Here is a 24,378-nt window from a genome sequence, read left to right on the forward strand (position 1 = left end):
TGCTCCCCGGGAGTCGGAACTGAATTTCTCAGTCCAACTTCCGGGGAGCAGTTCAGTTCTCCTCCCGGGGACTACTTTTTTGTGGTCTTGGTGGTGCTGCGCCCTAGTGGCCGCCTCCGCCGATAACGCCCTTCTCCACGGCCTTGGTGACCGCGTCGGCCTCGGCCTGGGTCAGGGTGCCGTCGCTGACAGCCTTGTCCAGCCTGGTTTTCAGCGCCGCGGCGCGTTCCGTCTGTTCGGCGGTACGGAGCTCCGTCAGGGCCGCGGTGACCTTGGCCTCGTCGATGCCCAGCGAGGAGGCGAGGGACTTGGCCAGCTCGGCCTCCATCGCCGCACGGTCCGGCTTGGTGCCTTCGGCCGGCGGGGCGGCGGGCCGGTGGGCGTCGCGGAAGGCCTTCAGCGCGTCGGTGACCTTGGCTTCGTCGACGCCGAGCTTGGCGGCGAGTTCGGACGCCCGCGCTCCGCCAAAGCCGCCGCGTTCGCCGCCATGGCCGTGGCCGCCGCGCATGCCCATGCCCCCTCCCGGCCCGTTGCTGCCGTCCAGCGAGGCGCTGGAGGTGGGGCCGGGGGTCGGCGTCGTGGTGGCGGAGGCCATCCCGGCAATTCCGAGACCGGCGCCGAGGGCCAAGGCACCGGCGGAAATGCCGAGCGTAATTCTCTTCGTGCGTGACATGTGCGCTCTCCTGGATCTGCCGTACGGCGACGGCTCTGCGGTCAGTGGTCTTTCGCAAGACGTGTTTCCATTGTGTGCCGGCGGGTTCGGCGGGAGCTGTCCACAACCTTTCATCTTGCTGTGAATGTTTCCAGGGCATGCCATTCCCCGGACCAGCCCTTGTCCGGGGGCGCAAAATGGCTAGGCTCAGGTCATGCTGATCGTCACCTCGAACGAGATCCCCGGCCACCGGATTGACGCCGTCTTCGGCGAAGTCATGGGACTGACCGTCCGGTCGCGGGACGTCGGCGCCCAGGTTGTTGCGGGACTCCGTTCCCTGGCCGGCGGCGAGCTGCGCGAACTGACCCAGGTGCTTTACGAGAGCCGGCAGGAGGTCATGGCGCGGATGGTTGCGGAGGCCGCGCAGCGCGGTGCCAACGCGATCGTGGCGATGCGGTTCGACACGGCCCACATGGCCAATAACTGGACGGAGATCTGCGCCTACGGCACGGCGGTGTTTGCAATCCCGCTGGGCGATGGCGAGCCCGGCGCCACGGGCCAGTCAATCCAGCTGACCAGCGCGCGGACGGCAGGCGCCGCGGCGGACGAATAAACTTGCCCTGAGTGCAAACATGCACATAGTGTAAGCGCATGCCCACTCCTCCTCTTTCCGGCCACGACGACGGCGCCGTGACCCCTTCGCGGCGCGAGCTGAACAAGGCCGCCACCCGGCAGGCCATTACGGACGCGGCGCTAAGCTTGCTCCGCTCCCGGGGGCCGGGCAACTTCACCGTGGAGGACATCGCCGAGTCCGCCGGAATCTCCCGCCGGACCTTCTTTAACTACTTCGGCAGTACCGAGGCGGCCATCGCCTCGGTGACGCACGGCTTCCTGGACAAGGCGCTCCAGCAGTTCCGGCTCCGGCCGGCCGGCGAGCCCATCCTGGAATCCGCGCGGGCTGCCCTGGTTGAACTCGCCGACCCGATGACGGTGGCGCCCCTGGCCGAGCTCTACAGCCTCGGCCAGTCCAACCCGCAGCTCAACCGGTCCGAACTTGAAGCCTGGGACCACTGCACCGTTGAGATCATTGACGCCGCCCGCGAGCGCTTCGCCCGGGGCGCCGACGTCGAAATCGACGAACTGTACCTGCGGGCCCTCGCCGGCTCCGTGATCTACTGCGGCAAAGCCGCCATGGATGTCTGGTTCGCCCGCTGCGCCGGCTCCCTCTCCGCCGAATCGCTCTCCACCCTGCGCCAGCTACTGATCGATTCCATGAGCCTGCTGGGCTCCGGATTTGCCTCCCCCGCAGCCGCCCCGGCCGCCACCCCAATCGCCGCCCCTTCCCCAGATCGGTCCTGACATGGCTCTTTTGCTCTATCGACTCGGCAAGTTCTCCTACCGCCACCGCTGGCTCGTCATCTCGCTCTGGCTTGCCGTCATGGTGGCCGTCGGCGGTGCCGCTGCGGCGTTCCACGGCACGCTGTCCAACAACTTCCAGATCCCGGGCACCGAAACCCAGCAGATGGCGGACAAGCTGAAAAAGGAACTCCCGTCCTCCTCGGGCGGCTCGGCGAGCATCGTTTTTGAAACCAACGACGCGCAGTTCAGCCAGGCCGGCAAGGACTCGGTGTCCGCCGCGCTGACCAAGCTGAAGAACCTCCCCGACGTCCAGGGGACCGTGGATCCGTTCGCCACCCAGGCCCAGCTGGACAAGGCCGTCACGGACCTTGCCGCCGCAGAACAGAAGGCCGCGGCGGGCAAGGCCCAGCTGGACAAGGCCTCCGCGGAACTCGCCGCCGGCAAGGCCCAGCTGGTCGGCGCCGAACAGCAGATGGCCGCCGCAGGGCTGCCGCCCGCGGCGATCGACGCCCAGCTCGGCCAGCAGAAGGCAGCCCTCGCCGCAGGCCAGGCAAAGCTCGACGCCGGCACCAAGGACCTCGAGGCCGGCAACGCCAAGCTGGCCCTCGGCAAACGCCAGCTTGAGGCCTCGAACGGCCTGCGCTTTGTCTCCGAGGACGGCAAGGCCGCCATCGCCCAGGTGCAGTTCAAGACCTCGATCAACGGCCTCAAGCCGGAGGTGCGGCAGCAAGTCCAGGACATCGTCAAGGAGGTCTCCTCCGCCAACGTGACCGCCCTGCCCAGCAAGGAAATCAGCGAGGACATCTCCGAGATCTTCGGCACCGCGGAGATCATCGGCATCGCCGTCGCCGCCCTGGTGCTCATCATCATGCTCGGCACCCTCGTCGCCGCCGGCCTCCCGCTGCTGATGGCAATCGTCGGCGTGGCCGTCGGCGTCGGCGGCACGTTCGCGCTCAGCGGTGCCGTAGACATGAGCTCCATCTCCCCGATGCTGGCGCTCATGCTCGGCCTGGCCGTCGGCATCGACTACTCCCTGTTCATCGTCAACCGGCACCGCGGCCAGCTGCTCGCCGGGATGGATCCCGAGGAGTCCGTGGCCCTGGCCACCGGTACCTCCGGCAACGCGGTGCTCTTCGCCGGCCTCACGGTGATCATTGCCCTCGCCGCCCTCGTGGTGCCGGGGCTGCCGTTCCTCGCTGTCATGGGTGTCTCCGCCGCCGCCACGGTGGCCGTCGCCGTCGTCGTTGCCCTGACTTTGACGCCGGCCGTCCTGTCCCTGGTGGGCCGCAAACTGATTTCCAAGCGGGCCTGGGCCAAGGCGGAGCGGCACAACGCCGCCCCGGGCCACGAGACCGAGGACCGGGCCAGGGACGAATACCGCAGCAGCCACGGCTGGGGCGGCGTCGTCACCCGGCACCCCTGGCTGTCGCTGGTGGCTGGCGTGCTCCTGCTGGGCGTGGTGGCCCTGCCCGCCAGCCAGCTCCGGCTCGCCCTGCCGGATGCCAGTTCGGAGCCGGTCGCCTCACAGGCGTTCAAAGCCTATGACGTCACCAAGCGGAGCTTCGGCGAGGGCATGACCGGGCCGATCATCGTCGTCGGCGACTTCCCCGCGGGCCTCAGTGCCGCCGAGGCGCAGGCCAAGCAGTTCGACGTCGCGGACATCCTGCGCAAGACGGACAACGTAGCCGCCGCGGTGCCGCTGGCGCTGAGCGAGGACCGCCGCACCGCCGTCTTCCAGATCCTGCCGAAGGAGGGTCCGGCCAGCGCCAGCACCGTCGAAGTGGTCTCGGATCTGCGCAACGAAAAGGGCCCGATCCAGGACTCCACCGGCGTCAGCATCGGCCTCACCGGCCAGACCGCCGGCAACGTCGACGTCTCCAGCAAGCTCGGCGCCGCGCTGCCGCCGTACCTGGCGATCGTCGTCGGGCTCTCGCTGATCCTGCTGCTGCTGGTGTTCCGTTCCATCGTGGTGCCTCTGCTGGCCACCGGCGGCTTCCTGCTCTCGCTCGCGGCCGCGTTCGGCGGCGTCGTCGCGGTGTACCAGTGGGGCTGGCTGGGGACCCTGTTCGGCGTCGAGAACCCTGGCGCGGTGCTGAGCTTCCTGCCCATCATCCTGATCGGCGTACTGTTCGGCCTGGCCATGGACTACCAGGTGTTCATCGCCTCCGGGATGCGCGAGTCCTACATGCACGGCGAAACGGCCAAGCACGCGGTCCGTTCCGGCTTCAGCCACGCGGCCGCCGTGGTCACGGCCGCGGCGATCATCATGGTCAGCGTGTTCTCCGGCTTCATCTTCTCGCACCTGAACATGGTGCGGCCGCTGGGCTTCGCAATGGCCTTCGGCGTGCTGGTGGACGCGTTCGTGGTGCGCATGACGATCGTCCCGGCCGTGATGTACCTGCTCGGCAGCAAGGCCTGGTGGCTCCCGCGTTGGCTGGACCGCATCCTGCCGGACGTCGACGTCGAGGGCGCCAAGCTGCGCAAGCCCGCCGGCGGCGAGGGCGACGCCGCCTACGTGGAGCCCGTCGCGGCCGAGGCACGGTAGCCGCATTCCGTCCCCCATTGCCGCCCGTCGATCCTTGCGATCGGCGGCCGGCTTTGTTGGTGGGAGACCTTGGTCGCGCAGCCTGCATCGCTCCAGACAATGATTCTAGGCCGCCGGGTTTATTGTGCGCGCGGGGAGGAGCGCTTTGATCCGTTTTGTGCGTATTCGACGGTGGGATCCCGCCAGCGTCCCGCCCGGTAGCGGCGGAGCCATGGAGTGGTAGCTGTGGCCGGTGGGGGTGGTGAGCTGAATGGTGTGCCGTCCGGGTCCTGGGCGTGGCTGGGCGTTCCAGCCAGGGGTCTCCTTGGAGTGGTTGCAGGCTTCGCAGAGTCCGGCGCCGTTTCCGCTGGTGGTTGGGCCACCGGTGTGCCAGGGGACGATGTGGTCCAGGTGCCGGATCGGAGCGTCGCAGTAGGGTGTCCGGCAGGTGTCGTCGCGAGCCTGGATGAACCGGCGCAATCCGGACGGGAAGATCCGGGCCCGGGAGTCCATAGCTAGGAGTTCGCCAGTGCCGGGGGCGGTATAGAGCCGGCGGAGCCAGACTGGGAGGCGTTGTTCGTCTCCGGCCCCGCTCGACTTGCCTGTCCCCGCGTTCTCAAGCAGAGCACGGGCCCAGCCTGCCGGGACGATGCCGTACCCCGGCAACCGTGCAGGATCGCTGTCGCCTTGAAACAGGGTGCGGTCGGTCATGACGAGTTGGATTTCGACGCCGCTGATTCCGCCGGCTTTCCCAGTGATGCGTTCGACCAGGGCATCGGCCATGAGCTGACCTCGGGAGCGGGGGTCACCGGAGCTGCGGACCGAATCGGCATGCCGGGTCAGGGCCGCCTGCACGGCGACGCCCTGGGCGACCGGCAACAGCGCGGTGAGGTAGCACATGGTGTCCGGCGCGGGGCGGAGACTGACGTGGCGTTCTGTTTCGGCGTGCGCGGCCCGCTGGGTGACAGATCGCGGGTCGCGGCGGTACGCGGCCGCCCGGGCTGCGGCAATAGCGGTACGGTCGCCGGCGCCGTCGAAGGTCCCGGAGTCGGCGGCGAGTTCCTCATCGACCGCGGCACGGTCGGCGGCTGGCAGGCACGCGGTTTCGCGGACCAGCAGGGTGGCGCGCCATTCGTTCAGCTGCCCGGCTTCGAGGGCGGCGAGGGTGTGCGGCATCTCCGTGACCAGCGCCCGCGCCAGCCCCAGCAGCCGGCCGCCCTTGGCCGGTGATTCCCGCCGTGCCAGCGCGATCTCGGCTCCGACGCCGGAGCCTTGCTTCTCGGCGGGTACCCCGGCAGCGGCTTGTTCGCGGCGACGAGCCAGATCGAATGCGGCGGCGAGCCGTGCCTGACGCGCCGCAAGCCCGGATTTCTGGTCTTCCAAAGCCCGTATCTCAGCAATCATGTCGGCACTGTCCAGCGCCGCGACGTAGTCGCTTCGCACCATTGTTGGAGGAGCAGCCAATTCGGGCTGCCGATTGCCGTCCATAGTTCAAGTGTCCCGGAGAGCTATGACATTACTAACGGCCACCAGAAGCCGCTCCCCCGCTTCGCGGGCCATCGGCGTGCTTCCCCACCGGGCCGCGCCATACTTCGCGAGCGGCGTCCGGTTGAGGACCGCGGCCACATTGCACCGCGTCGTGACTGTGGCCAGCGCGGCGGTCAGCTCATCGAGCCGGCGCAACATGTCTATCCTGCCCGCCTGGCTCTTGGGCAGCGCCAGTCCGTCAAGGGCGATGGTGCACAGTGCCGCTACGGCACGGAGGCTGGCTTCCGGTTCTTGGGTCCCGTCCATGAACCAACTCTCCCCGTGACCTCTGACAATATGGCGCAGCAGAACGAAGCCCAGCGGCAACTGGACCAAGGAACTAGGCTGGAGCCGTGACCCGCCTCATTCTCGCCTCCCAGTCCCCCGCCCGCACCAAGCTGCTCAGCAACGCCGGCATCGCCCACGACGTCCTTGTCTCGGACGTCGACGAGGACGCCGTGCAGGCCCGCTACGGCGTGACCGACCCGCACGACACCGCCCTGCTGCTGGCGCGAGCCAAGGCCGAGGCGGTCGCCTCGCTGCCCGAGGCCGACGGCGCCCTGGTGATCGGCTGCGACTCGGTCTTCGAGTTCGACGGCGAGGCCCACGGCAAGCCATACACCGCCGACGTCGCCAAGGAACGGATGCTCCGGATGAGCGGCAGCATGGGCGTGCTGCACACCGGCCACTGGCTGGTGGACTGCCGCGACACGGACTCGGACTCCTCCGACGACGGCACTGGTGACAGCAACGACGCCGGCACGGGCGCGACGCTCGGCGCCGTCTCCTCCGCGGAGGTGCACTTCATGGAGATGAGCGAGGACGAGATCGACACCTACATCGCCACCGGCGAACCGCTCCAGTGCGCCGGTTCCTTCACGATCGACGGCTACGGCGGGGCCTTCATCCGCAAGGTCGACGGCGACCCGCACACCGTCGTCGGGCTCTCCATCTCCACCCTGCGCGGCCTGCTGGGCCAGGCCAAAGTGAATGTCACCGAACTCTGGACCGGCGGGGCCGCCGACCCCGCCGACATCCGCGCCGAGTGAACGCCGGGCGGCTCCGAGGTCCGCGCCGCGTGAGCCATTTCGCACCACCTTGTAGGAACCCCACAAAGGATCGGCCGTTTACGCGCGGGATCCGCAAGTAATATCGGCGGAACCCACAAAACCGCGCTAGGCTCCCTGAAGGAAAGAAGGAGACGCCTTGTCAGCAAATTCGGAGCAGTCCGCAACGCCAGTGCCCGCAGCCACCACGCCGGGCACCCACCGCCTGAGCAAGGTGCTGATCGCCAACCGCGGCGAAATCGCCGTGCGCATCATCCGCGCCGCACGCGATGAAGGCATCGCCTCCGTCGCCGTCTACGCGGATCCGGACCGCGACGCCCTGCACGTCAAGCTCGCCGACGAGGCCTACGCCCTGGGCGGCAACACCGCCGCCGAGTCCTACCTCGTGATGGACAAGCTGATCGAGGTGGCCCAGCGCTCCGGCGCCGACGCCATCCACCCCGGCTACGGCTTCCTCGCCGAGAACGCCGAATTTGCCGCCAAGGTGATCGCCGCCGGCATCACCTGGATCGGGCCCTCACCCGAGGCCATCTCCGCCCTCGGCGACAAGGTCCAGGCCCGCCACATCGCCGAGAAGGTCGGCGCCCCGCAGGTTCCCGGCACCGCCGATCCGGTGAATTCCGCCGAGGAAATCCTCGAATTCGTCGACAAGTTCGGCCTGCCGGTCGCCATCAAGGCTGCCTTCGGCGGCGGCGGACGCGGCATCAAGGTGGCCCGCACCCGCGAGGAAATCCCCGAGCTTTTCGAATCCGCCGTCCGCGAAGCCACCGCAGCGTTCGGCCGCGGCGAGTGCTTCATCGAGCGCTTCCTGGACGCCCCGCGCCACGTCGAGACCCAGTGCCTCGCCGACGCCCACGGCAACGTCGTCGTCGTGTCCACCCGCGACTGCTCTCTGCAGCGCCGCAACCAGAAGCTGGTGGAAGAGGCCCCCGCCCCGTTCCTCACCGAGGAGCAGAACCAGCGGCTCTACGAATCCTCCAAGGCCATCCTCAAGGAAGCCGGCTACCTCGGCGCCGGCACCTGCGAATTCCTCGTCGGCCAGGACGGCACCATCTCCTTCCTCGAAGTCAACACCCGCCTCCAGGTGGAGCACTGCGTCTCCGAGGAAGTCACCGGGATCGACCTGGTCCGCGAGCAGTTCCGGCTGGCCCGCGGCGAGGAGCTCGGCTACGGCGACCCCGAGGTCCGCGGCCACTCGATCGAATTCCGCATCACCGGCGAGGACCCGGGCCGGAACTTCATGCCCGCCCCCGGCACCATCACCGGGCTGAAAAACCCCACCGGTCCCGGCGTCCGGATCGACTCCGGCGTGGAGCAGGGCGACGTCATCAGCGGCAACTTCGACTCGATGCTCTCCAAGCTGATCGTCACCGGCGCCACCCGCGCCCAGGCCCTGCAGCGCTCCCGCCGCGCGCTCGAGGAAATGGTGGTGGAGGGCATCCCCACCGTCATCCCGTTCGACCTCGCCGTCGTCAGCAACCCCGACTTCGCCCCCGCCGAAGGCCCGTTTAAGGTCCACACCCGCTGGATCGAGACCGCTTTCGTCAACGACATCCCCGCCTGGACCCCCACCGGCACCGCAGCTGAAGCGGCCGACGCCGGCGAACGCCAGCGCGTCGTCGTCGAGGTCGGCGGCAAGCGCCTCGAAGTGGTGCTCCCGGCGTCCCTCGGCTCCGTCTCCGGCGGCGGTGGCGGCAAGCCGGCGAAGGCCAAGAAGCGCTCCCGGAGCGCCGGCACGGCGGCACCGGCCGGCGGCAACGCCTTGACCTCCCCGATGCAGGGCACCATCGTGAAGGTGGCCGTCACCGAGGGAGAGCGGGTTTCCGAAGGCGACCTCGTCGTCGTGCTCGAAGCCATGAAGATGGAGCAGCCGCTCACCGCGCACCGCGCCGGCATCGTGATCGGGCTCTCCGCTTCGGCCGGCGAGACCGTCTCCGCGGGCGCCGTGATCGCCATGATCGAGGACGGCGAGTCGGCCGAATAGCGGCCAGGGGGCGGCGGGGGCAGACTTAGTTACGTGAAGCCATTTCTGCTCCTCGCCTCCCGCGCCGAGGACGCCGCCGCCGACGACGAATACCTCGCCTACCTGCGCTACACCGGGCTCGCCGAGACCGAGCTGCACCGGGTCCGGATGGAGGCAGCCCCGCTGCCCCGGCTGGAGCTCAGCGAGTATTCCGGCGTGATTGTGGGCGGCAGCCCGTTTACCTCCAGCGACCCCGCGGAGCACAAGAGCGACGTCCAGCACCGGGTGGAGCGCGAGCTGTTCGCCTTACTGGACCGGATCGTGGCCGCGGACTTCCCGTTCCTGGGCGCCTGCTACGGCGTCGGCACCCTGGGCCTGCACCAGGGCGCCGTGATCGACCGGACCTACGGCGAAGGGCTCGGCGGCGTCACCGTCAGCATGACCTCCGCCGGGCAGCAGGATCCGCTTCTTCGCGGCCTGCCGGAGCGGTTCACGGCGTTCGTGGGCCACAAGGAGGCGTGCACCGTGCTGCCCGGCGGGGCGGTGCTGCTGGCCAGTTCGGAGACCTGCCCGGTGCAGATGTTCCGGATCCGCTCCAACCTTTACGCCACCCAGTTCCACCCCGAGCTCGACGCCGACGGCCTCACCACACGGATCGATATCTACCGCCACGCCGGCTACTTCCCGCCCGACTCCGCCGAGGAGCTGATGGCCCAGGCCCGGCAGCACAACGTCACCGAGCCAATGGCCATCCTGCGCAACTTCGTCGAGCGCTACGCCCGGTAGCGCGCTGCGACGTCGTCTACGCCGCGCTGCGGACGCTCCTCCCCGGTTACTGCCCGCCGCACCCTCCCCGGACACGGAAATGCCCGGCGTGTTGACCTCACACGCCGGGCATCCGATTCATTAACTGGGGAGGAGCGTCAGGCTACGTTGTTCTCGTAGTCCAGGTCCCGGGTTTCCTTGCTCACGAACAGGGCAATCAGCGTCAGCACGGCCATGAGCGTGAGGTACACGCCCACCAGCACGGGGCTGCCCTTCGCCAGTTCCCAGAGCCAGACGGCGATGAACGGTGCCACGGCCGCGCCCAGGATGGACGAGAAGTTATAGCTGATGGCCGAGCCGGTGTACCGGACATTGGTCGGGAACAGCTCGGGCAGCAGGGCGCCCATGGGACCGAAGGTCAGGCCCATCAGCGAGAAGCCGATGATCAGCAGGGCCATGGTGCCGACGAAGCCGCCGCTGAACAGCGGAACGAACAGCAGGCCGAAGACGAAGATGCCCGCGGTCACGGCGATCAGCATCTTGCGGCGGCCGTACTTTTCGGCAAGCGGGCCGGAGACCAGGGTGAAGATGCCGAAGAAGACGACGCCGGCAATGAGCATCCAGAGGAAATCGTTGCGGGTGAAGCCCAGGCCCGGGACGAACGCGGCCGCTGCCGCCTCGGTCATCGGCTTGCCGGCCTTCTCGGCCGCTGCCTTGGCGGCGTCCAGGCTGGACGCGCGGGTGCCGTAGGTCAGGGTGAACGTGGTCATCAGGTAGAAGAGCACGTAGGTAGCCAGCATGATGAAGGTGCCCAGGATCAGCTGGCGCCAGCTGGTTTTGAAGACGCGGCCCAGGGGCAGCTTGGCGACCTCGTTGGACTCGATGACCTTGGTGAAGGCCGGGGTTTCGATCAGCTTGAGGCGGACGTACAGGCCGATGATGACCATGACGGCGCTGACCAGGAACGGCACACGCCAGCCCCACGCTTCGAAGGCCGCGGGGGTCAGGGTGTAGCTGAAGACCAGGAAGATCACGTTGGCGATGATGAAGCCGATCGGGGCGCCAAGCTGCGGGAACGTGCCGTAGATGGCGCGCTTGTTGGCCGGGGCGTTCTCGGTGGCCAGCAGGGCCGCGCCGCTCCATTCGCCGCCGAGGGCGAGGCCCTGGGCGAAGCGCATCACGACGAGCAGGGCCGGGGCCCAGAAGGTCCAGCCGGGAACGGTCGCCGTCGGGAGGCAGCCGATCAGGAACGTCGCGATGCCCATGGTGAGCAGCGAGGCGACCAGGGTGCCCTTGCGGCCGAACTTGTCACCGAAGTGGCCGAAGACGATCGAGCCGAGCGGGCGGGCGATGAAGGCGACGCCGAAGACGGCGAAAGAGCTCAGCAGCTGGGTGGTTTCGTTCTGGCCCGGGAAGAAGAGCTTCGGGAAGACCAGGACGGCGGCCGTGGCGTAGACGTAGAAGTCGTAGAACTCAACGGTGGTGCCGATCAAGCTGGCGACGATCACGCGGCCGCGCGAGTTCACCTGCTTGGCAGACCCATGCTCCGTCGAAGTGGCAGTGGATGACATGTAGTGACGCTTTCATGAAGACCGGATCGCCCTGCGGAGAGACGTCCGGCTAAGGAATGGATATATGTCTGATATTAGTTCCTCGTGTCCACGCAATGGACAAATGTTCCACTATTTGGACAATTCGTGTCGTCCCACCTGTTGGTCACCCCCGTTGCGGCGCCCATGCCGCCTCACGCCGTCACATATGCGCCGATAGGCAAACGTCACAGCACGTTAACAATGCGCGAGCTTCCCGGAAACGCGGCATCCCTAGTTTTGAGGGACACCCCGAAGGAGGTCCCTGTGACTGCTGAACGCATTGCCGACGCCGCAACCGGCGTTTCCCCGAACCACGACGCCGATGCCGCACCCGCCGCCGAGCGCACCGCCGTCGGCGGCCCCGCGCTGGAGTACCGCCCTGGCCGCTGGATCGCCAACTGGGACGCCGAGAACAAGACCCAGTGGGAGTCCCTGGGCCGCGGCATCGCCCGACGGAACCTGAACTGGTCCATCTTCGCCGAGTTCCTGGGCTTTGTGGTCTGGCAGCTCTGGTCGATCGTGGTGGTCCAGCTCCCCGCGGCCGGCTTCCGCTTCTCCACCAACGAAATCTTCTGGCTGATCTCGATGCCCAGCCTGGTGGGTGCGACGCTCCGTATCCCCTACACCTTCATGGTTCCCCGCTTCGGCGGCCGGAACTGGACCATCGTCTCGGCGATGCTGCTGCTGATCCCGTCGACCGGACTGGCCCTGTGCGTCGGCAACCCCGGCACCCCGTTCGGCGTCATGCTGCTCGTGGCGGCCCTGGCCGGTTTCGGCGGCGGCAACTTTGCCAGCTCGATGGCCAACATCACCTTCTTCTACCCGGCCCGCGAAAAGGGCTGGGCGCTGGGGCTGAACGCCGCCGGCGGAAACCTGGGCGCCGCCGTCGCCCAGCTCGCCGTGCCGGTCGCCATCACCGTGCTGGCCGCCGGGGCCGTGAACCTGCCGGTGGCCGGGCTGATGTGGATCCCGTTGATCCTGCTCGCCGCGTTCGGCGCCTGGAAGTACATGGACAACCTGACCAGCGCCAAGGGCGACGTCGCTGGCTCGCTCGCCGCGGTCAAGGAACCGCACCTGTGGATCATGGCGCTGCTCTACATCGGCACCTTCGGCTCCTTCATCGGTTTCGCGGGCGTGTTCCCGAAGCTGATCAAGGACTACTTCCCGGCCTTCTCCTCGATCGGCGTCGGTACCGTGGCCCTGTCCCTGGCGTTCCTCGGCCCGCTGGTCGGTTCGCTGGCCCGGCCCTACGGCGGACGGATGGCGGACCGGCTGGGCGGCGCGCGGATGACCGTGACCGCGTTCGCCGCGATGGCCGTCATCACCTTGACCATGGTCTGGACCCTGCCGCTGGGCAACTTCTGGCTCTTCCTGGCCCTGTTCCTGGCGCTGTTCACGGCTAGCGGCTTCGGCAACGGGGCCACCTACCGGATGATCCCGGTCATCTTCGCCCTGCACAGCCGGGCCGCCCTGTCCGGGGCCAGCACCGTGGCCACCCAGCGGCTGGCGTCCTCCGCGCTGGGCCTGATCTCCGCGATCGGCGCCTACGGCGGCTTCGTGATCCCGCAGGTCCTCAACGCCTCCAACACCGCCAGCGGCTCCTACACCCCGGCCTTCTACGGCTTTGTCGCCGCCTACCTGGTGATGCTGGCCGTCTGCTGGGCCTGCTACCTGCGCCCCGCCACCCGCCACGGAAAAGGACACGTCTAAATGACCGACGGCGCCGCCACGCACTGCCCGTACTGCGCGCTCCAGTGTGCCATGACACTGACCGTTCCGGCGGCAGCTCCGGCGGCTGCAGTTCCGGCACGGCCGGCGGACGCTCCGCTGGAGGTGGCCGGCCGGGACTTCCCCACCAACCGCGGCGGCCTGTGCCGCAAGGGCTGGACCTCGGCCTCGCTGCTGGAGCACCCGGGGCGCGTCACCGAGCCGCTGCTCAGGGGCCCCGACGGCGTACACCGCCCGGTCAGCTGGGAGGAAGCGCTGGAACTCACCGCCGCCGCGGTCAAGGACACCCGTGCCGCGTACGGGCCGGACGCCGTCGGGGTGTTCGGCGGTGGCGGCCTCACCAACGAGAAGGCCTACCAGCTGGGCAAATTCGCCCGGCTGGCCCTGGGCACCTCGCGGATCGACTACAACGGCCGGTTCTGCATGTCCTCGGCCGCCGCGGCCGGGATGCGCGCCTTCGGCCTGGACCGGGGCCTGCCGTTCCCGCTGGCGGACCTGGATTCCGCCAACACCGTCCTGCTGCTTGGCTCCAACGTCGCCGAGACCATGCCGCCGTTCGTCCAGCACCTGCAAGGGGCCCGCGACGCCGGCGGGCTGATCGTCGTCGACCCCCGTCGCTCCGCCACCGCGGCGTTCACCGCCGACGGCGGCGGCCTGCACCTGCAGCCCCTGCCGGGCACCGACCTCGCCCTGCTGCTGGGCCTGGCCCACGTGGTGATCCACGAGGACCTGGCGGACAGCGACTACATCGCGGAGCGGACCACCGGCTATTCGGCCCTGGCCCGCAGCGTCGCCCCCTACTGGCCGGAGCGCGTGCAGACCCTCACCGGGGTCCCGGCCGGGCTGGTCCGCGACACCGCCCGGCGGCTGGCCGAAGGTGCGCGGCAGGGCGGCAGTTACATCCTCACCGGCCGTGGTGTGGAACAGCACGTGGACGGCACGGACACCGCCACCGCCGCCATCAACCTCGCCCTGCTGCTGGGCCTGCCGGGATCGGGGCGCAGCGGCTACGGCACCCTCACCGGCCAGGGCAACGGCCAGGGCGGCCGCGAGCACGGCCAGAAAGCGGACCAGCTCCCCGGCTACCGCAAGATCACCGACCCCGCCGCCCGCGCCCACGTCGCCGGCGTGTGGGGCGTCCCGGAGGCCTCCATCCCCGGCCCCGGCGTCCCCGCCGTCGAGCTGCTCAAGTCCCTGGGGAGGGCCGACGGCGTCCGCTGCCTCTTCGTGCACGGCGCCAACGTGGCGGTCTCTGCCCCGGATGCGAACGCCGTGATCGCCGGGCTGCGCAGCCTGGACTTCCTGGTGGTCTGCGACTTCTTTATCTCCGAGACCGCGGCCGAGGCGGACCTGGTCCTGCCCGTCACCCAGTGGGCGGAGGAGGAAGGGACCCTGACCAACCTCGAGGGCCGGGTGCTGCGCCGCCGCCGGGCCATCGCTCCCCCGCCCGGGGTGCGCAGCGAACTTTGGATCATGACCCGGCTGGCTGCATTGTTGGACGCGCCCTCGACCTTCAGCGAGGATCCGGAGACGGTCTTCGAGGAACTCCGGCTCGCGTCCGCGGGCGGCCTGGCCGACTACTCCGGGATCGACTACGCCCTGCTGGACCGCGGCGAGGAAGCCTACTGGCCCTACCCTGCCGGGAGCTCCGGGACGCCGCGGCTGTTCCTGGACTCCTTCGCCCATCCGGACGGGCGGGCGGTGTTCGCTCCGGTGGCGCCCCGCCGTGGGACGCTTCCGGTCGCGGCGGCCGGCGCTGTCTCGGCGGGTGCTGACCCGGCGGGTCCTGACCCGGCGGGCACCCCGATGACCCTGATCACCGGGCGCCTGCTGGAGCACTACCAGTCCGGCGCCCAGACCCGCCGGGTGGCCGCCCTCGCCGCCGCCCGGCCAGAGGCCCGGCTGCAGATCCACCCGGCCGCCGCCGCGGCGCAGGCCATCGCCGAGGGCGACGTCGTCGCTATCGCCAACGGGCGGGGCGAGGTCCTCTGCCGGGCGGAACTGAGCGCGGGGATCCGTCCCGAAACGGTGTTCCTGCCGTTCCACTTCCCCGGCCCGGAGAGCGCCAACCGCCTCACCGAGGCTGCCACGGACCCGGTCTCGGGGATGCCGGAGTTCAAGACCAGCACGGTGTGGGTGCGCCCGGCTGTGGCAGGCTCCCGGGTCGAAAAAGTGCAGGCCGAAGTCCTGCAGATGGATGGTGCATCATGACGGAGCGGATTGTGGTGGTGGGCTTCGGCCCGGTGGCGGCACGGCTGATCGACGAACTGCTGCCCGCGGTGCGGGGCGGCCTGGTGGAACTGACCGTCGTCGGCGAGGAAACGGAGGCGGCCTACAACCGCGTGCTGGTGGCCGACCTCGGCGTCGGCCGGACCACGGCTGGCGCCCTGGCGCTGGCCGACGCGGCCGCACTGGTGGCCGACGGCGTCGACGTCCGGCTGGGCGTCCGGGTCCGCCGGGTGGACCGGGCCCGGCAGCGGGTCCTGCTCACCGACGGCAGCTCCCCCGGCTACGACCGGCTGGTCTTCGCCACCGGTTCCCGTCCGATGATCCCCAACCTCACCGGGCTGAACCCGGATCCGGCCGCCCCGGTGCTGCCCGCCGGCGTGACGGCGCTGCGGGACCTGGCGGATGCCGCGGCGCTGCAGGCGGCGGTGGCCGGAGACAAGCGGGTGGTGGTCCTCGGCGGCGGTGTGCTTGGTCTCGAGACGGCGCTGGCCGCGGCCGAGGAGGGCGCCGCCGTGACCGTGGTGCACAACGGCCCGCACCCGCTGGGGCGCAACATTGACCGCGGCGGCGGCGCCGTGCTCGCGGCTTCGCTGCGGAACTGCGGCGTGCGGGTAGCCGGCAACGCGCGCTCGGTCGCCGTCGAGACCGGGGCCGACGGCGGATTCTCGGCGCTGCTGCTGGAGGACGGTTCCGCGATCGACGGCGAGCTGCTGGTGCTCTCCTGCGGTGTCCGGCCGCGGACCGAACTCGCGGAGGGCTGCGGGCTGTCGACCGCGGCCGGCATTCTGGTGGACCACCGGCTACGGGCGCACCACGAGCCCCACATCTTCGCGATCGGAGACTGCGCCGAGGTCCGCTGCCCCGAGCCGGATTGCATGGTCTGCCGGAGCGCCCGCGGCCCGTCCGGGCTGGTGGGACCGGGCTGGCGGCAGGCCGAATGGCTCGCTGGGTACCTGACGCTGCTGGCCTCCGGCGTTCCCGGTGAGGCCGACGCCTTGCCGCCACTGCCGGCGGAACAGCCGGGCGTGCTGGTGCTCAAGGCCCGCGGGCTGACCATGGCCGTGGCCGGAGATGTTTCCGCCGAACCGTGGGACGAGGAAGCTTTGACCGCCGGGGCTGTTGGCGGCCGGGCCCGGCTGCAGGTGGCCCAGTGGGCCGATCCCGAGCACGGCCGCTACGTCAAGATGACCACGCGCGCCGGCGTGCTCGAGGGTCTGGTGGCCGTGGGCATGCCACGCACCGCGGCGGAGCTGGTGCAGCTCTTTGAGCGCGGCGCGGAGCTCCCGGCGGACCGGTCGCTGCTGCTGCGCCTGGACGGACCGGACCAGGCGGGGGCTACGGCTACTGATCCGGAGCGCACGGTGTGCCGGTGTGCCGGGGTGAGCGGGGCATCCATTGCCGCCGCGGTTTCCTCCGGCTGCGGGACGGTGGCCGAGGTCGCAGCTTCCACCCGCGCCGGAACCGGCTGCGGCGGCTGCCACGAGGACATCAAGGGGCTCATCGAAAAGCACTTCCAGGGGGCCGTGGCTTAGGTGCCTGATTGTACTGACGTCGGGCAGTCCGAAGAAAAGTTCAGGAGCGATCGCGTCTGTGCACCCGAGCCTCCGGCAGTGCTTTGCTAAGCCACGCTGTCGAACTGCTTCTGCCAGTCATCATGCTCACGATCAGTGTAAAACCGGCGGGTGGTGTTCCATCTGGGCAGGTAGTCCGGTGACGGCAACTCACGCGCTGGCATGGGCCTAGGCTTGGCTGCGAATTCCAGGACGCCCTTGGGTACCGGCTTGATCCGGACGGGCTCAGACTTGGCTGGCCGCTGCCTTTTCGGCTCCGGATACGGTTCGGCGTCCTTGCTGACATGGACCTTCCACAGAATCCGGACGAGTATCCAAAGGATGATCCCCAGCAGGATCCATTGCCAGAATGTGACCACCAGCGCGATGGCGATTAGCGCGACTACAAAGCCGGCAGACGATCCGTCATTTTTGCGGGATTTTGCCATGGCCGACACTATCGCATAGGCGTCACGGCCGGAGATAGAGGACTTAATCCCTGGTCGCCCGCACCGGAATTGTCGTCCGTTTGGTCCACGTGAGGCCTTTCTCCCCTTGGCTGCGTCTCCCCATAGGGCTTCAATGGGCACAGGATCCCACCGTCCCAGGAGGCACCCATGTCGGTCCCCATCATCCTGGCCGTAGCCGCCGTCGTCGTGGTCGCCGTCGTGCTCGGAGTTGTCCTCACCCGGCAGAAGGATCCGCAGCGGCGTGCGACGGCGCTGACGAGGGCGGGCGCGGTGCTGATGGCGGTCTTCACCGTGTTCGGCGGGGCGTTCATCGGCGGCTACGCCATGGAGGAGCCGGGCGGGCCGGCCGGCCTGACGGTGCTCCTGGCCTGGGCGGGGCCGATGCTGGTCCTCGCGGCCCTCGCCTGGTTCTGGCCGGCAGGGGCCGCTCCCCTGCTTGTGGCACTGACGGCGGCCTTCGTCGCGCTCTGCGTGTGGTTTGCCGTCGATTCGACGATGGCGCGCAGCTTCCAGGAAGTGAACGGACCCGTGCTCGCCGTCGGCGTCGTCGCCCTGGCGTTCCCGGCCGCCATCCTGGGGCTGAAGCGGACCGCCCTGGCCGGGTGGCTGCTGCTGGCCTTGGGTTCGCTGCCGCTGCTGATCACGGTGTTCGGCCGGTCCGGTCCAATCGCCTCGCTCGCCGCGGCAAGCGTGGTCCCGCTGGTCACCGGTGTCGTCTACCCGCTGGCCGCCCGGATGGCCCGCGGCAGTTCGACGTCGGGAAGCGTTCGGGCGGCTGCCGTCTAAGCGCTGGCTGGCGGCAGCCCGGCCAGGAAGTCCTCCGCGAAGCGCCGGACGCCGTCCCACTCGGTATAGACGTAGTCTCGCGACATGTCCGTGTCCGGGGAGCCCTGGCCGCTGACGATCCTCTTCATCATGTGCCGTTTGAGGAAGCCGTACTGGGTGTAGGGCAGCGCGCCGGCGAACAGGCCGACGTGCGCCGGACGCCAGCCGGTCTCCTCCTCGAACTTCTCCACATAGCCTTCCGCGCTCTCCTCGTCCCCGTGCGCGGCGAGACTGACCGAGAACAGCGCTGAGGGCAGCCGTTCCAGCGCGGCCTTGTTCGCGCGGACGAAATCCGTGACAAACCCCTCGTGCTTGCCCATGTGGACCGAGGCGCCGACGATGACGCCGTCGTACTCGTTCGGGAGGACGTCGCCGGAGGTCTGGAGATCGGCGGTCCGTGCCGCGTGGCCGTGTTCACGGATGACGTAGGCGATGTACTCGGCGATCCGGGCCGTCTGGCCCTCGACGGTCCCGAAGGGAAGGTAAATGTTGGCCATGGTCCACTGTGCGAGCACCCGTTAGCGCCGGGCTAGGGCCGAATGTCACCGGAGGGTCTTGACGGCGGCGGCGGCACAGCATGTGATGGACGGGATCGGCCCGTACGCTTTCGGCCCGGCGCACGGCCGCCCGAGGCAGCCCCACGATGAAAGGACAGACATGTCCCTGCTCGACTCCGCCCTCTGGGAGGGCAAGATCTACCTCAACGGCTGGCGCACCGGCGGCGGCGGGACCGCTGACGCCGTCGAACCGGCCACCGGCGACACCCTGGGCAGCTACGGCATCGCCTCCGTGGCGGACGTCCGGGAGGCCGCCACGGCCGCCGCCACGGCACAAAAGGAATGGGCCGCCCGCAACCCCGAGGACCGCGCCGCCGTACTGCGCCGCGCCGGGCAGCTCTGGGAGGAGCACGCCGCGGAAATCCAGGACTGGATCGTGCGCGAATCCGGCGGCATCCCGCCCAAGGCCGGACTCGAAACGCACATCGCCGCCAACGAATGCTACGACGCCTCCGCGCTGCCCTCACTCCCGGCCGGCGACGTGCTCACCTCCAACGAAAACCGCTGGTCCTTCGCCCGACGCCGGCCGGTGGGCGTGGTCTCGGTGATCGCGCCGTTCAACTTCCCGCTGATCCTGTCCATCCGCGCCGTCGCCCCCGCCCTGGCCCTCGGCAACGCCGTGCTGCTCAAGCCGGACCCCCGCACCGCAGTCTGCGGCGGCGTGAGCGTGATGCGGATCTTCGAGGAGGCCGGACTCCCGCAGGGACTGCTCTCGTTGCTGCCCGGCGGCGCGGACATCGGCGCCGCCGTCGTCGAGGCCCCCGAAGTCCGGGTGATCGCCTTTACCGGCTCGACGGCGGCCGGCCGCAAGATCGGCGAAACGGCAGGGCGGCTGCTCAAGCGTGCCCACCTCGAGCTGGGCGGCAACAACGCGCTGATCGTGCTGCCCGGCGCCGACCTGGCCAAGGCGGCGTCCGCGGCGGCCTTCGGATCGTTCATGCACCAGGGCCAGATCTGCATGGCGGCAGGCCGGCACATAGTGCACGAGGACATCTACGACGACTACGTCGCCGCCCTTGCCGAGAAGGCCGGGCATCTGCCGGTGGGCGATCCGAAGAGCGGCACCGTGGCCCTCGGCCCGGTGATCGACGAACGGCAGCTGCACCGGGTGGACGGGATCGTCCAGGACGCGGTGCAGGCCGGGGCACGGCTGGCCGCAGGCGGCACCCACGACGGCCGGTTCTACCAGCCCACCGTGCTGGTGGACTTGGCCGAAGACAGCCCGGCGTGGAAGGACGAAATCTTCGGCCCGGTGGCCCCGGTGATGAAGTTCTCCACCCTGGACGAGGCCGTGGCGCTGGCCAACGACAACGAATACGGCCTGTCCATCGGCATCCTGGGCGACGTCGGCATGGCCATGACCATCGCGGACCGGCTGGACTCCGGCAAGGTCCACATCAACGAGCAGACAGTCTCCGACGAGGCGAACTCGCCGTTCGGCGGGACGAAGAACTCCGGCAACGGCTCACGGATCGGCGGCCACCACGCCAATATGGAGTCCTTCACCGAGCTCCAGTGGCTCACCATGCGCCCGGACATCGCCCCGTACCCGTTCTAAGACGAGTCCGAAGAGCGGAGAACGGAAAGGGAGGAACCGGCGGAGACTTCCGCCCGTTCCTCCCTTTCCGCCTTCATTTCCTGCTCCTGAACTGTAGGCGGAGGTAGGCATCGAAAAGTCCCGAGCCCAGGAACCGCCGGGACTGGACGATGGCTTTGGCGGCCGGGGTGACGGTGTAGCGGGCCCGGGGCCGCCGGGACGTCACGGCGTGCTCAACCGCACTGGCGACGGCGTCCGGTTCGGCAGCGAGGAACGGCGAGGCGTAGGAGGTGGCCATTTGCTCGTCCGCGGCAGCCCGCAGTGCCGCGTACGGTCCTGCCGCGTTGCCGGAGGCGGCCAAGGTCCGGGAGGCTGTGGCACCAAAGCCGGTGCGGATCAGGCCCGGGGCGATCAAGGAGGTGTGGATGCCGAAGGGCGCGGTCTCGAAGCGGAGCGCGTCAGTGATGGCCTCCACGGCGTACTTGGTGGCGTGATAGTAGCCGCCGACGGGGAACGTGACCCGGCCTCCCATCGAACCGATGTTGACAATCCGCCCGGCCCCGGCGGCCCGCATCCCCGGCAGGACCAGCTGGATCATCCGGGAAAAGCCGAAGACGTTGGTCTCGAACTGCCGCCTGACCGCATCCAGTTCGGCTTCCTCGATCGTCCCGTACTCGCCGTAACCGGCGTTGTTAATGAGGACTCCGACGCTGCCGTGCTGTTCCTCGACGGCGCGAACGGCCGCGGCCATCGACTCTTCGTCGGTGACGTCGAGCGCCAGGATTTTGGCTCCGGCAGACCCCAGGTCGGCAATCGCCTCGGGTTTTCGCGCCGTCGCGTAGACGGTGAACCCGGGTCGGGCGAGCAGCCGTTCGGCCGTCGCACGGCCAATGCCGGAGGAGGCTCCGGTGATCAGTACTGCTGTGGTCATGGTTGTTCCTTCATAGGGGTGAGGTTGTTGAGACCGGCGACGAAGACTTCGACGCCCCGACGCAGTCTCTCGGGCAGGGCGGCTGGATCAGAGACTCCCGCTTCCAGGCCGCGGGTGAAGGCCAGCAGGATCTCGGCCGCTTCCGGGGCGTCCGCCGCCGGGTAAGAGTCCTGAACCGTCCGCGTCAGCAGACCGAGCATTGCCTCGTCGTAACGTCCAAGCACGTCCGAACTCAGGCGGGTGTCGACGCCAAGGAGTTCTGCCGCATGTGCCGGGCTGTCCCGCCAGATCTGCATCACCAGGCCGAGCTTGGCCGACAGGATCCCTGCCAGCCGCGCCTCGGGGAGCCCTTCCATTTCCGCCGCGCGTTCGGAGGCGGAGAGGGCACCGGCCAGCAGGCGCTCGACCAGCGCCCGGAACACGTCTTCCTTATTCCGGAAGTACTGGTACAGGGCCGCCCGGGAAATACCGGCTTCCTCCGCCAGGTCGTGCATCGTGGTCCGGCGGGCACCGTGGCGGGTGAAGCACACGTAGGCCGCGTCGATGATTTCGTCTGGACGGCTATTCATTCCGACAATATATGCATGAAATGTCAGAATGTAAACTAGTCGACCACCGAACCTGCCGCCGCGGACGGCGCGACCGCTCCGCGGCTCCCCTCTTTAGGGAAGCCCCGGCTCAAAGCGAAGCACCGGCTTAAAGCGAAGCACCGGCGCCCTGGGGACGCCGGTGCTGGCTTTTCCTGACCGAAAGGAACTGCCGGTCAGCTACATGTGGACGTGCAGGCGCCTCGCGGCTTCGGAGATGGAGCCGCTGAGTGACGGGTACACGGTGAAGGTGCTGGCGACGTCGTCGACGTGCAGTTTCTGCGTCACCGCGAGGGAGATCGCGAAGATCAGCTCGGAGGCGTTCGGCCCCACCACGACGCCGCCGATCACGGTGCCGGAACCCTTGCGGGCGAAGATCTTGATGAAGCCGTCCTTGTGGTTGCGCATCTTGGCGCGGGCGTTGCTCTTCAGCGAGAGCTTAACGACGTCGCCCTGGTACTTGCCGGAGTCGATCTCCGCCTCGGAGACGCCGACGTTGGCGATCTCCGGGGAAGTGAAGATGTTCGACGCCACCTGGTGCAGCTTGAGCGGGGTGACGCTGTCGCCAAGGAAGTGCGCGATCGCGATGCGTCCCTGCATGGCCGCGACCGAGGCGAGGGCCAGCACGCCGGTGCAGTCGCCCGCGGCGTAGATGTTCGGCGCGGTGGTGCGCGAGACGCCGTCGACCTTGATGTGGCCGCTCTCGGTCAGCGCGACGCCGGCCTCATCCAGGCCGATCCCGGCGGTGTTCGGGATGGAGCCCACGGCCACGAGGCAGTGGCTGCCGGTGACCTTGGAGCCGTCGCCGAGGGTGACCACGACGCCGTCCTCCGTGCGCTCCACGGTCTCTGCACGGGCCCGGGACAGCACCTTCACGCCGCGGCGTTCGAAGACGCCTTCCAGCACCTCGGCCGCGTCCGTGTCCGAGCCGGGCAGCACCCGGTCGCGGGAAGAAATCAGGGTGACCTTGGAGCCCAGGCCGTTGTAGGCGGAGGCGAATTCGGCCCCGGTGACGCCGGAACCCACCACGATCAGTTCCTCGGGCAGCTCGTCCAGGTTGTAGATCTGTGCCCAGTTCAGGATGCGTTCGCCGTCCGGCCGGGCCGTGGGCAGTTCGCGCGGGTGGGCGCCGACGGCGAGCAGGATGGCGTCGGCCTCAATCGTCTCGGTGCCCTCGGAGGTGAGGACCTCGATCGTGTGGTTGTCCAGCATTTTGCCGGAGCCGAGCAGGATGCGGACACCCTGGCCCTCCAGGCCCTTCTGGATGTCGGCGGACTGCTGCCGGGCCAGGCCCAGCAGGCGGTCGTTGATGTGCTTGAGGTCCGCACGCATCGTCGGGCTGCAGTCGCCGCCGTCGAGGTCGAACTTGACGCCCAGCTCGCCGGCCTCCCCCACGCGGGTCATCAGGTCCGCCGTCGCGATCAGGGTCTTGGAAGGCACGACGTCGGTCAGGACCGCGGATCCACCGAGTCCGGCGCGCTCAATAATGGTGACCTGCGCTCCCAGGGAGGCTGCGACCATGGCGGCTTCGTAGCCACCGGGCCCTCCGCCGAGAATTGCGATCCGGGGTGCGCTGAAATCGGGATGCGTAGTCACAATCATCCATTGTCCATCATCCGGACCGGCGCCACCAATAAAGATGCTGTGCGGTGCGGCACGGGCACGGTAGCTTGTACCAGTGAGTAATACAGAATTCCTGAACACGGACCCCTTCGACGCCGCCCGCGCCGCCGCCGACTACATTGCCGAAGAGACCGGCGTCGACAGCCACGACGTCGCGCTGGTGCTGGGCTCGGGCTGGGGCGACGCCGCCGAACTGATCGGCGAGACCACCGCCACGCTCTCCGCGGACGAGGTCCCCGGCTTCTCCTCACCCTCCGTGGTGGGCCATGTGGGCACCATCCGCTCGGTCCTCACCCGGGAGGGCAAGCGCGCGCTGGTCCTGGGCGCCCGCACGCACTACTACGAGGGCAAGGGCGTCCGCGCCGTCGTGCACGGCGTGCGCACCGCGGCCGCCGCCGGCTGCAAGACGCTGGTCCTCACCAACGGCTGCGGCGGCTTGAACGAGGACTGGGCGCCGGGCACCCCCGTGCTGATCAGCGACCACATCAACCTCACCGCCACGTCCCCGCTCGAGGGCGCCACCTTCGTGGACCTCACCGACCTGTACTCCTCGAGGATCCGCGGCCTGGCCCGCGAGGTCGATCCCAGCCTGGACGAAGGCGTCTACGCACAGTTCACCGGCCCGCACTACGAGACGCCGGCAGAGGTGCAGTACGCCAAGCGGATCGGCGCGTCCCTGGTGGGCATGTCCACCGCGCTGGAGGCCATCGCCGGCCGCCACGCGGGCATGGAGGTCTTCGGCATCTCGCTGGTGACCAACCTCGCCGCCGGCATCAGCCCGGTGCCGCTGAGCCACGCCGAGGTCCTGGAGGCCGGCCAGGCCGCGGGTCCGCGCATCTCCAAGCTGCTCGCGGAGATCATCGCCAAGCTCTGAGCCGGCCCTTGCGGGCCG

At 69.1% G+C, this 24,378-nt stretch carries 21 protein-coding genes; 12 read left to right on the forward strand and 9 right to left on the reverse strand.

The annotated features are described in order from the left end of the window. Positions 1-103 precede the first annotated feature (103 nt). Positions 104-673 carry a hypothetical protein gene (locus tag HNO80_RS10090; protein WP_175322728.1) on the reverse strand — a complete coding sequence of 190 codons (570 nt, stop codon included), beginning with the start codon at positions 671-673 and terminating at the stop codon, positions 104-106. A 193-nt stretch (positions 674-866) separates the two neighbouring features. On the opposite strand from HNO80_RS10090, the gene HNO80_RS10095 reads away from it, so the two are divergent. Genes HNO80_RS10095 through HNO80_RS10105 form a run of 3 tightly spaced genes read left to right on the forward strand, consistent with a single transcriptional unit; the run spans position 867 to position 4,556 of the window. Then, positions 867-1,265, forward strand: a complete 399-nt coding sequence (locus tag HNO80_RS10095; RefSeq protein ID WP_175322729.1) for a YbjQ family protein — start codon at positions 867-869, stop codon at positions 1,263-1,265. Between the two features lie 38 nt (positions 1,266-1,303). After that, positions 1,304-2,011 carry a TetR/AcrR family transcriptional regulator gene (locus HNO80_RS10100; RefSeq protein ID WP_175322730.1) on the forward strand — a complete coding sequence of 236 codons (708 nt, stop codon included), beginning with the start codon at positions 1,304-1,306 and terminating at the stop codon, positions 2,009-2,011. Position 2,012: 1 nt separating this feature from the next. Continuing rightward, on the forward strand, positions 2,013-4,556 hold the full coding sequence (locus tag HNO80_RS10105) for an MMPL family transporter (RefSeq protein WP_175322731.1): 2,544 nt from the start codon (positions 2,013-2,015) through the stop codon (positions 4,554-4,556). Positions 4,557-4,661: 105 nt separating this feature from the next. Here the strand turns inward: HNO80_RS10105 and HNO80_RS10110 are convergent, their stop codons facing one another. After that, positions 4,662-5,981 carry an HNH endonuclease gene (locus HNO80_RS10110; protein WP_249777285.1) on the reverse strand — a complete coding sequence of 440 codons (1,320 nt, stop codon included), beginning with the start codon at positions 5,979-5,981 and terminating at the stop codon, positions 4,662-4,664. Between the two features lie 45 nt (positions 5,982-6,026). Beyond that, positions 6,027-6,329, reverse strand: coding sequence for a hypothetical protein (locus tag HNO80_RS10115; protein WP_175322733.1), 303 nt, complete (start codon positions 6,327-6,329; stop codon positions 6,027-6,029). A gap of 86 nt (positions 6,330-6,415) precedes the next feature. Here HNO80_RS10115 and HNO80_RS10120 point away from each other — a divergent pair, with 86 nt between their 5' ends. The 3 genes from HNO80_RS10120 (at position 6,416) to HNO80_RS10130 (ending at position 9,878) form a co-directional block, all read left to right on the forward strand. Then, a complete protein-coding gene (locus HNO80_RS10120) occupies positions 6,416-7,111 on the forward strand; it encodes a Maf family protein (RefSeq protein WP_175322734.1) in 696 nt (231 codons plus the stop codon). A 157-nt stretch (positions 7,112-7,268) separates the two neighbouring features. Next, on the forward strand, positions 7,269-9,113 hold the full coding sequence (locus tag HNO80_RS10125) for an acetyl/propionyl/methylcrotonyl-CoA carboxylase subunit alpha (protein WP_502707837.1): 1,845 nt from the start codon (positions 7,269-7,271) through the stop codon (positions 9,111-9,113). A 33-nt stretch (positions 9,114-9,146) separates the two neighbouring features. Then, a complete protein-coding gene (locus tag HNO80_RS10130) occupies positions 9,147-9,878 on the forward strand; it encodes a glutamine amidotransferase (protein WP_175322735.1) in 732 nt (243 codons plus the stop codon). Positions 9,879-10,015: 137 nt separating this feature from the next. On the opposite strand, the gene HNO80_RS10135 is transcribed toward HNO80_RS10130, so the two are convergent. Next, on the reverse strand, positions 10,016-11,428 hold the full coding sequence (locus HNO80_RS10135; protein ID WP_175322736.1) for an MFS transporter: 1,413 nt from the start codon (positions 11,426-11,428) through the stop codon (positions 10,016-10,018). Between the two features lie 285 nt (positions 11,429-11,713). Here HNO80_RS10135 and HNO80_RS10140 point away from each other — a divergent pair, with 285 nt between their 5' ends. From HNO80_RS10140 to HNO80_RS10150, 3 genes are read left to right on the forward strand one after another with little or no spacing between them, the layout of a single operon-like run. After that, positions 11,714-13,159 carry an MFS transporter gene (locus HNO80_RS10140; protein WP_175322737.1) on the forward strand — a complete coding sequence of 482 codons (1,446 nt, stop codon included), beginning with the start codon at positions 11,714-11,716 and terminating at the stop codon, positions 13,157-13,159. Next, on the forward strand, positions 13,160-15,388 hold the full coding sequence (locus tag HNO80_RS10145; protein WP_175322738.1) for a molybdopterin oxidoreductase family protein: 2,229 nt from the start codon (positions 13,160-13,162) through the stop codon (positions 15,386-15,388). Further along, positions 15,385-16,938, forward strand: coding sequence for an FAD-dependent oxidoreductase (locus HNO80_RS10150; RefSeq protein ID WP_175322739.1), 1,554 nt, complete (start codon positions 15,385-15,387; stop codon positions 16,936-16,938). Before HNO80_RS10145 ends, HNO80_RS10150 begins: the two co-directional genes overlap by 4 nt. Before the next feature lie 86 nt (positions 16,939-17,024). Here the strand turns inward: HNO80_RS10150 and HNO80_RS10155 are convergent, their stop codons facing one another. Then, positions 17,025-17,405 carry a hypothetical protein gene (locus HNO80_RS10155; RefSeq protein ID WP_175322740.1) on the reverse strand — a complete coding sequence of 127 codons (381 nt, stop codon included), beginning with the start codon at positions 17,403-17,405 and terminating at the stop codon, positions 17,025-17,027. Positions 17,406-17,573: 168 nt separating this feature from the next. On the opposite strand from HNO80_RS10155, the gene HNO80_RS10160 reads away from it, so the two are divergent. Further along, complete coding sequence (locus HNO80_RS10160; RefSeq protein ID WP_175322741.1) at positions 17,574-18,212, forward strand: hypothetical protein; 639 nt, start codon at positions 17,574-17,576, stop codon at positions 18,210-18,212. Here HNO80_RS10160 and HNO80_RS10165 read toward each other — a convergent pair. Continuing rightward, on the reverse strand, positions 18,209-18,748 hold the full coding sequence (locus tag HNO80_RS10165) for a flavodoxin domain-containing protein (protein ID WP_175322742.1): 540 nt from the start codon (positions 18,746-18,748) through the stop codon (positions 18,209-18,211). The genes HNO80_RS10160 and HNO80_RS10165 overlap by 4 nt on opposite strands. Positions 18,749-18,908: 160 nt before the next feature. Between HNO80_RS10165 and HNO80_RS10170 the strand changes: the two genes are divergently transcribed. Next, positions 18,909-20,366 (forward strand): benzaldehyde dehydrogenase, encoded by a 1,458-nt coding sequence (locus HNO80_RS10170; protein WP_175322743.1) that lies wholly within the window; start codon positions 18,909-18,911, stop codon positions 20,364-20,366. Positions 20,367-20,439: 73 nt separating this feature from the next. On the opposite strand, the gene HNO80_RS10175 is transcribed toward HNO80_RS10170, so the two are convergent. The 3 genes from HNO80_RS10175 to HNO80_RS10185 form a co-directional block, all read right to left on the reverse strand. Next, positions 20,440-21,276 (reverse strand): oxidoreductase, encoded by an 837-nt coding sequence (locus HNO80_RS10175; protein WP_175322744.1) that lies wholly within the window; start codon positions 21,274-21,276, stop codon positions 20,440-20,442. After that, entirely contained in the window at positions 21,273-21,845 is a 573-nt protein-coding gene (locus HNO80_RS10180; protein WP_175322745.1) for a TetR/AcrR family transcriptional regulator, read from the reverse strand. The genes HNO80_RS10175 and HNO80_RS10180 overlap by 4 nt, the downstream gene beginning before the upstream one ends. A 198-nt stretch (positions 21,846-22,043) precedes the next feature. Next, positions 22,044-23,459, reverse strand: coding sequence for an NAD(P)H-quinone dehydrogenase (locus HNO80_RS10185; protein WP_175322746.1), 1,416 nt, complete (start codon positions 23,457-23,459; stop codon positions 22,044-22,046). Positions 23,460-23,541: 82 nt separating this feature from the next. Between HNO80_RS10185 and HNO80_RS10190 the strand changes: the two genes are divergently transcribed. Continuing rightward, positions 23,542-24,360, forward strand: a complete 819-nt coding sequence (locus tag HNO80_RS10190; protein ID WP_175322747.1) for a purine-nucleoside phosphorylase — start codon at positions 23,542-23,544, stop codon at positions 24,358-24,360. The last annotated feature ends 18 nt before the right edge of the window (positions 24,361-24,378 follow it).

It is taken from the genome of Arthrobacter sp. C9C5, from assembly GCF_013359735.1.
Classification (GTDB): domain Bacteria; phylum Actinomycetota; class Actinomycetes; order Actinomycetales; family Micrococcaceae; genus Arthrobacter.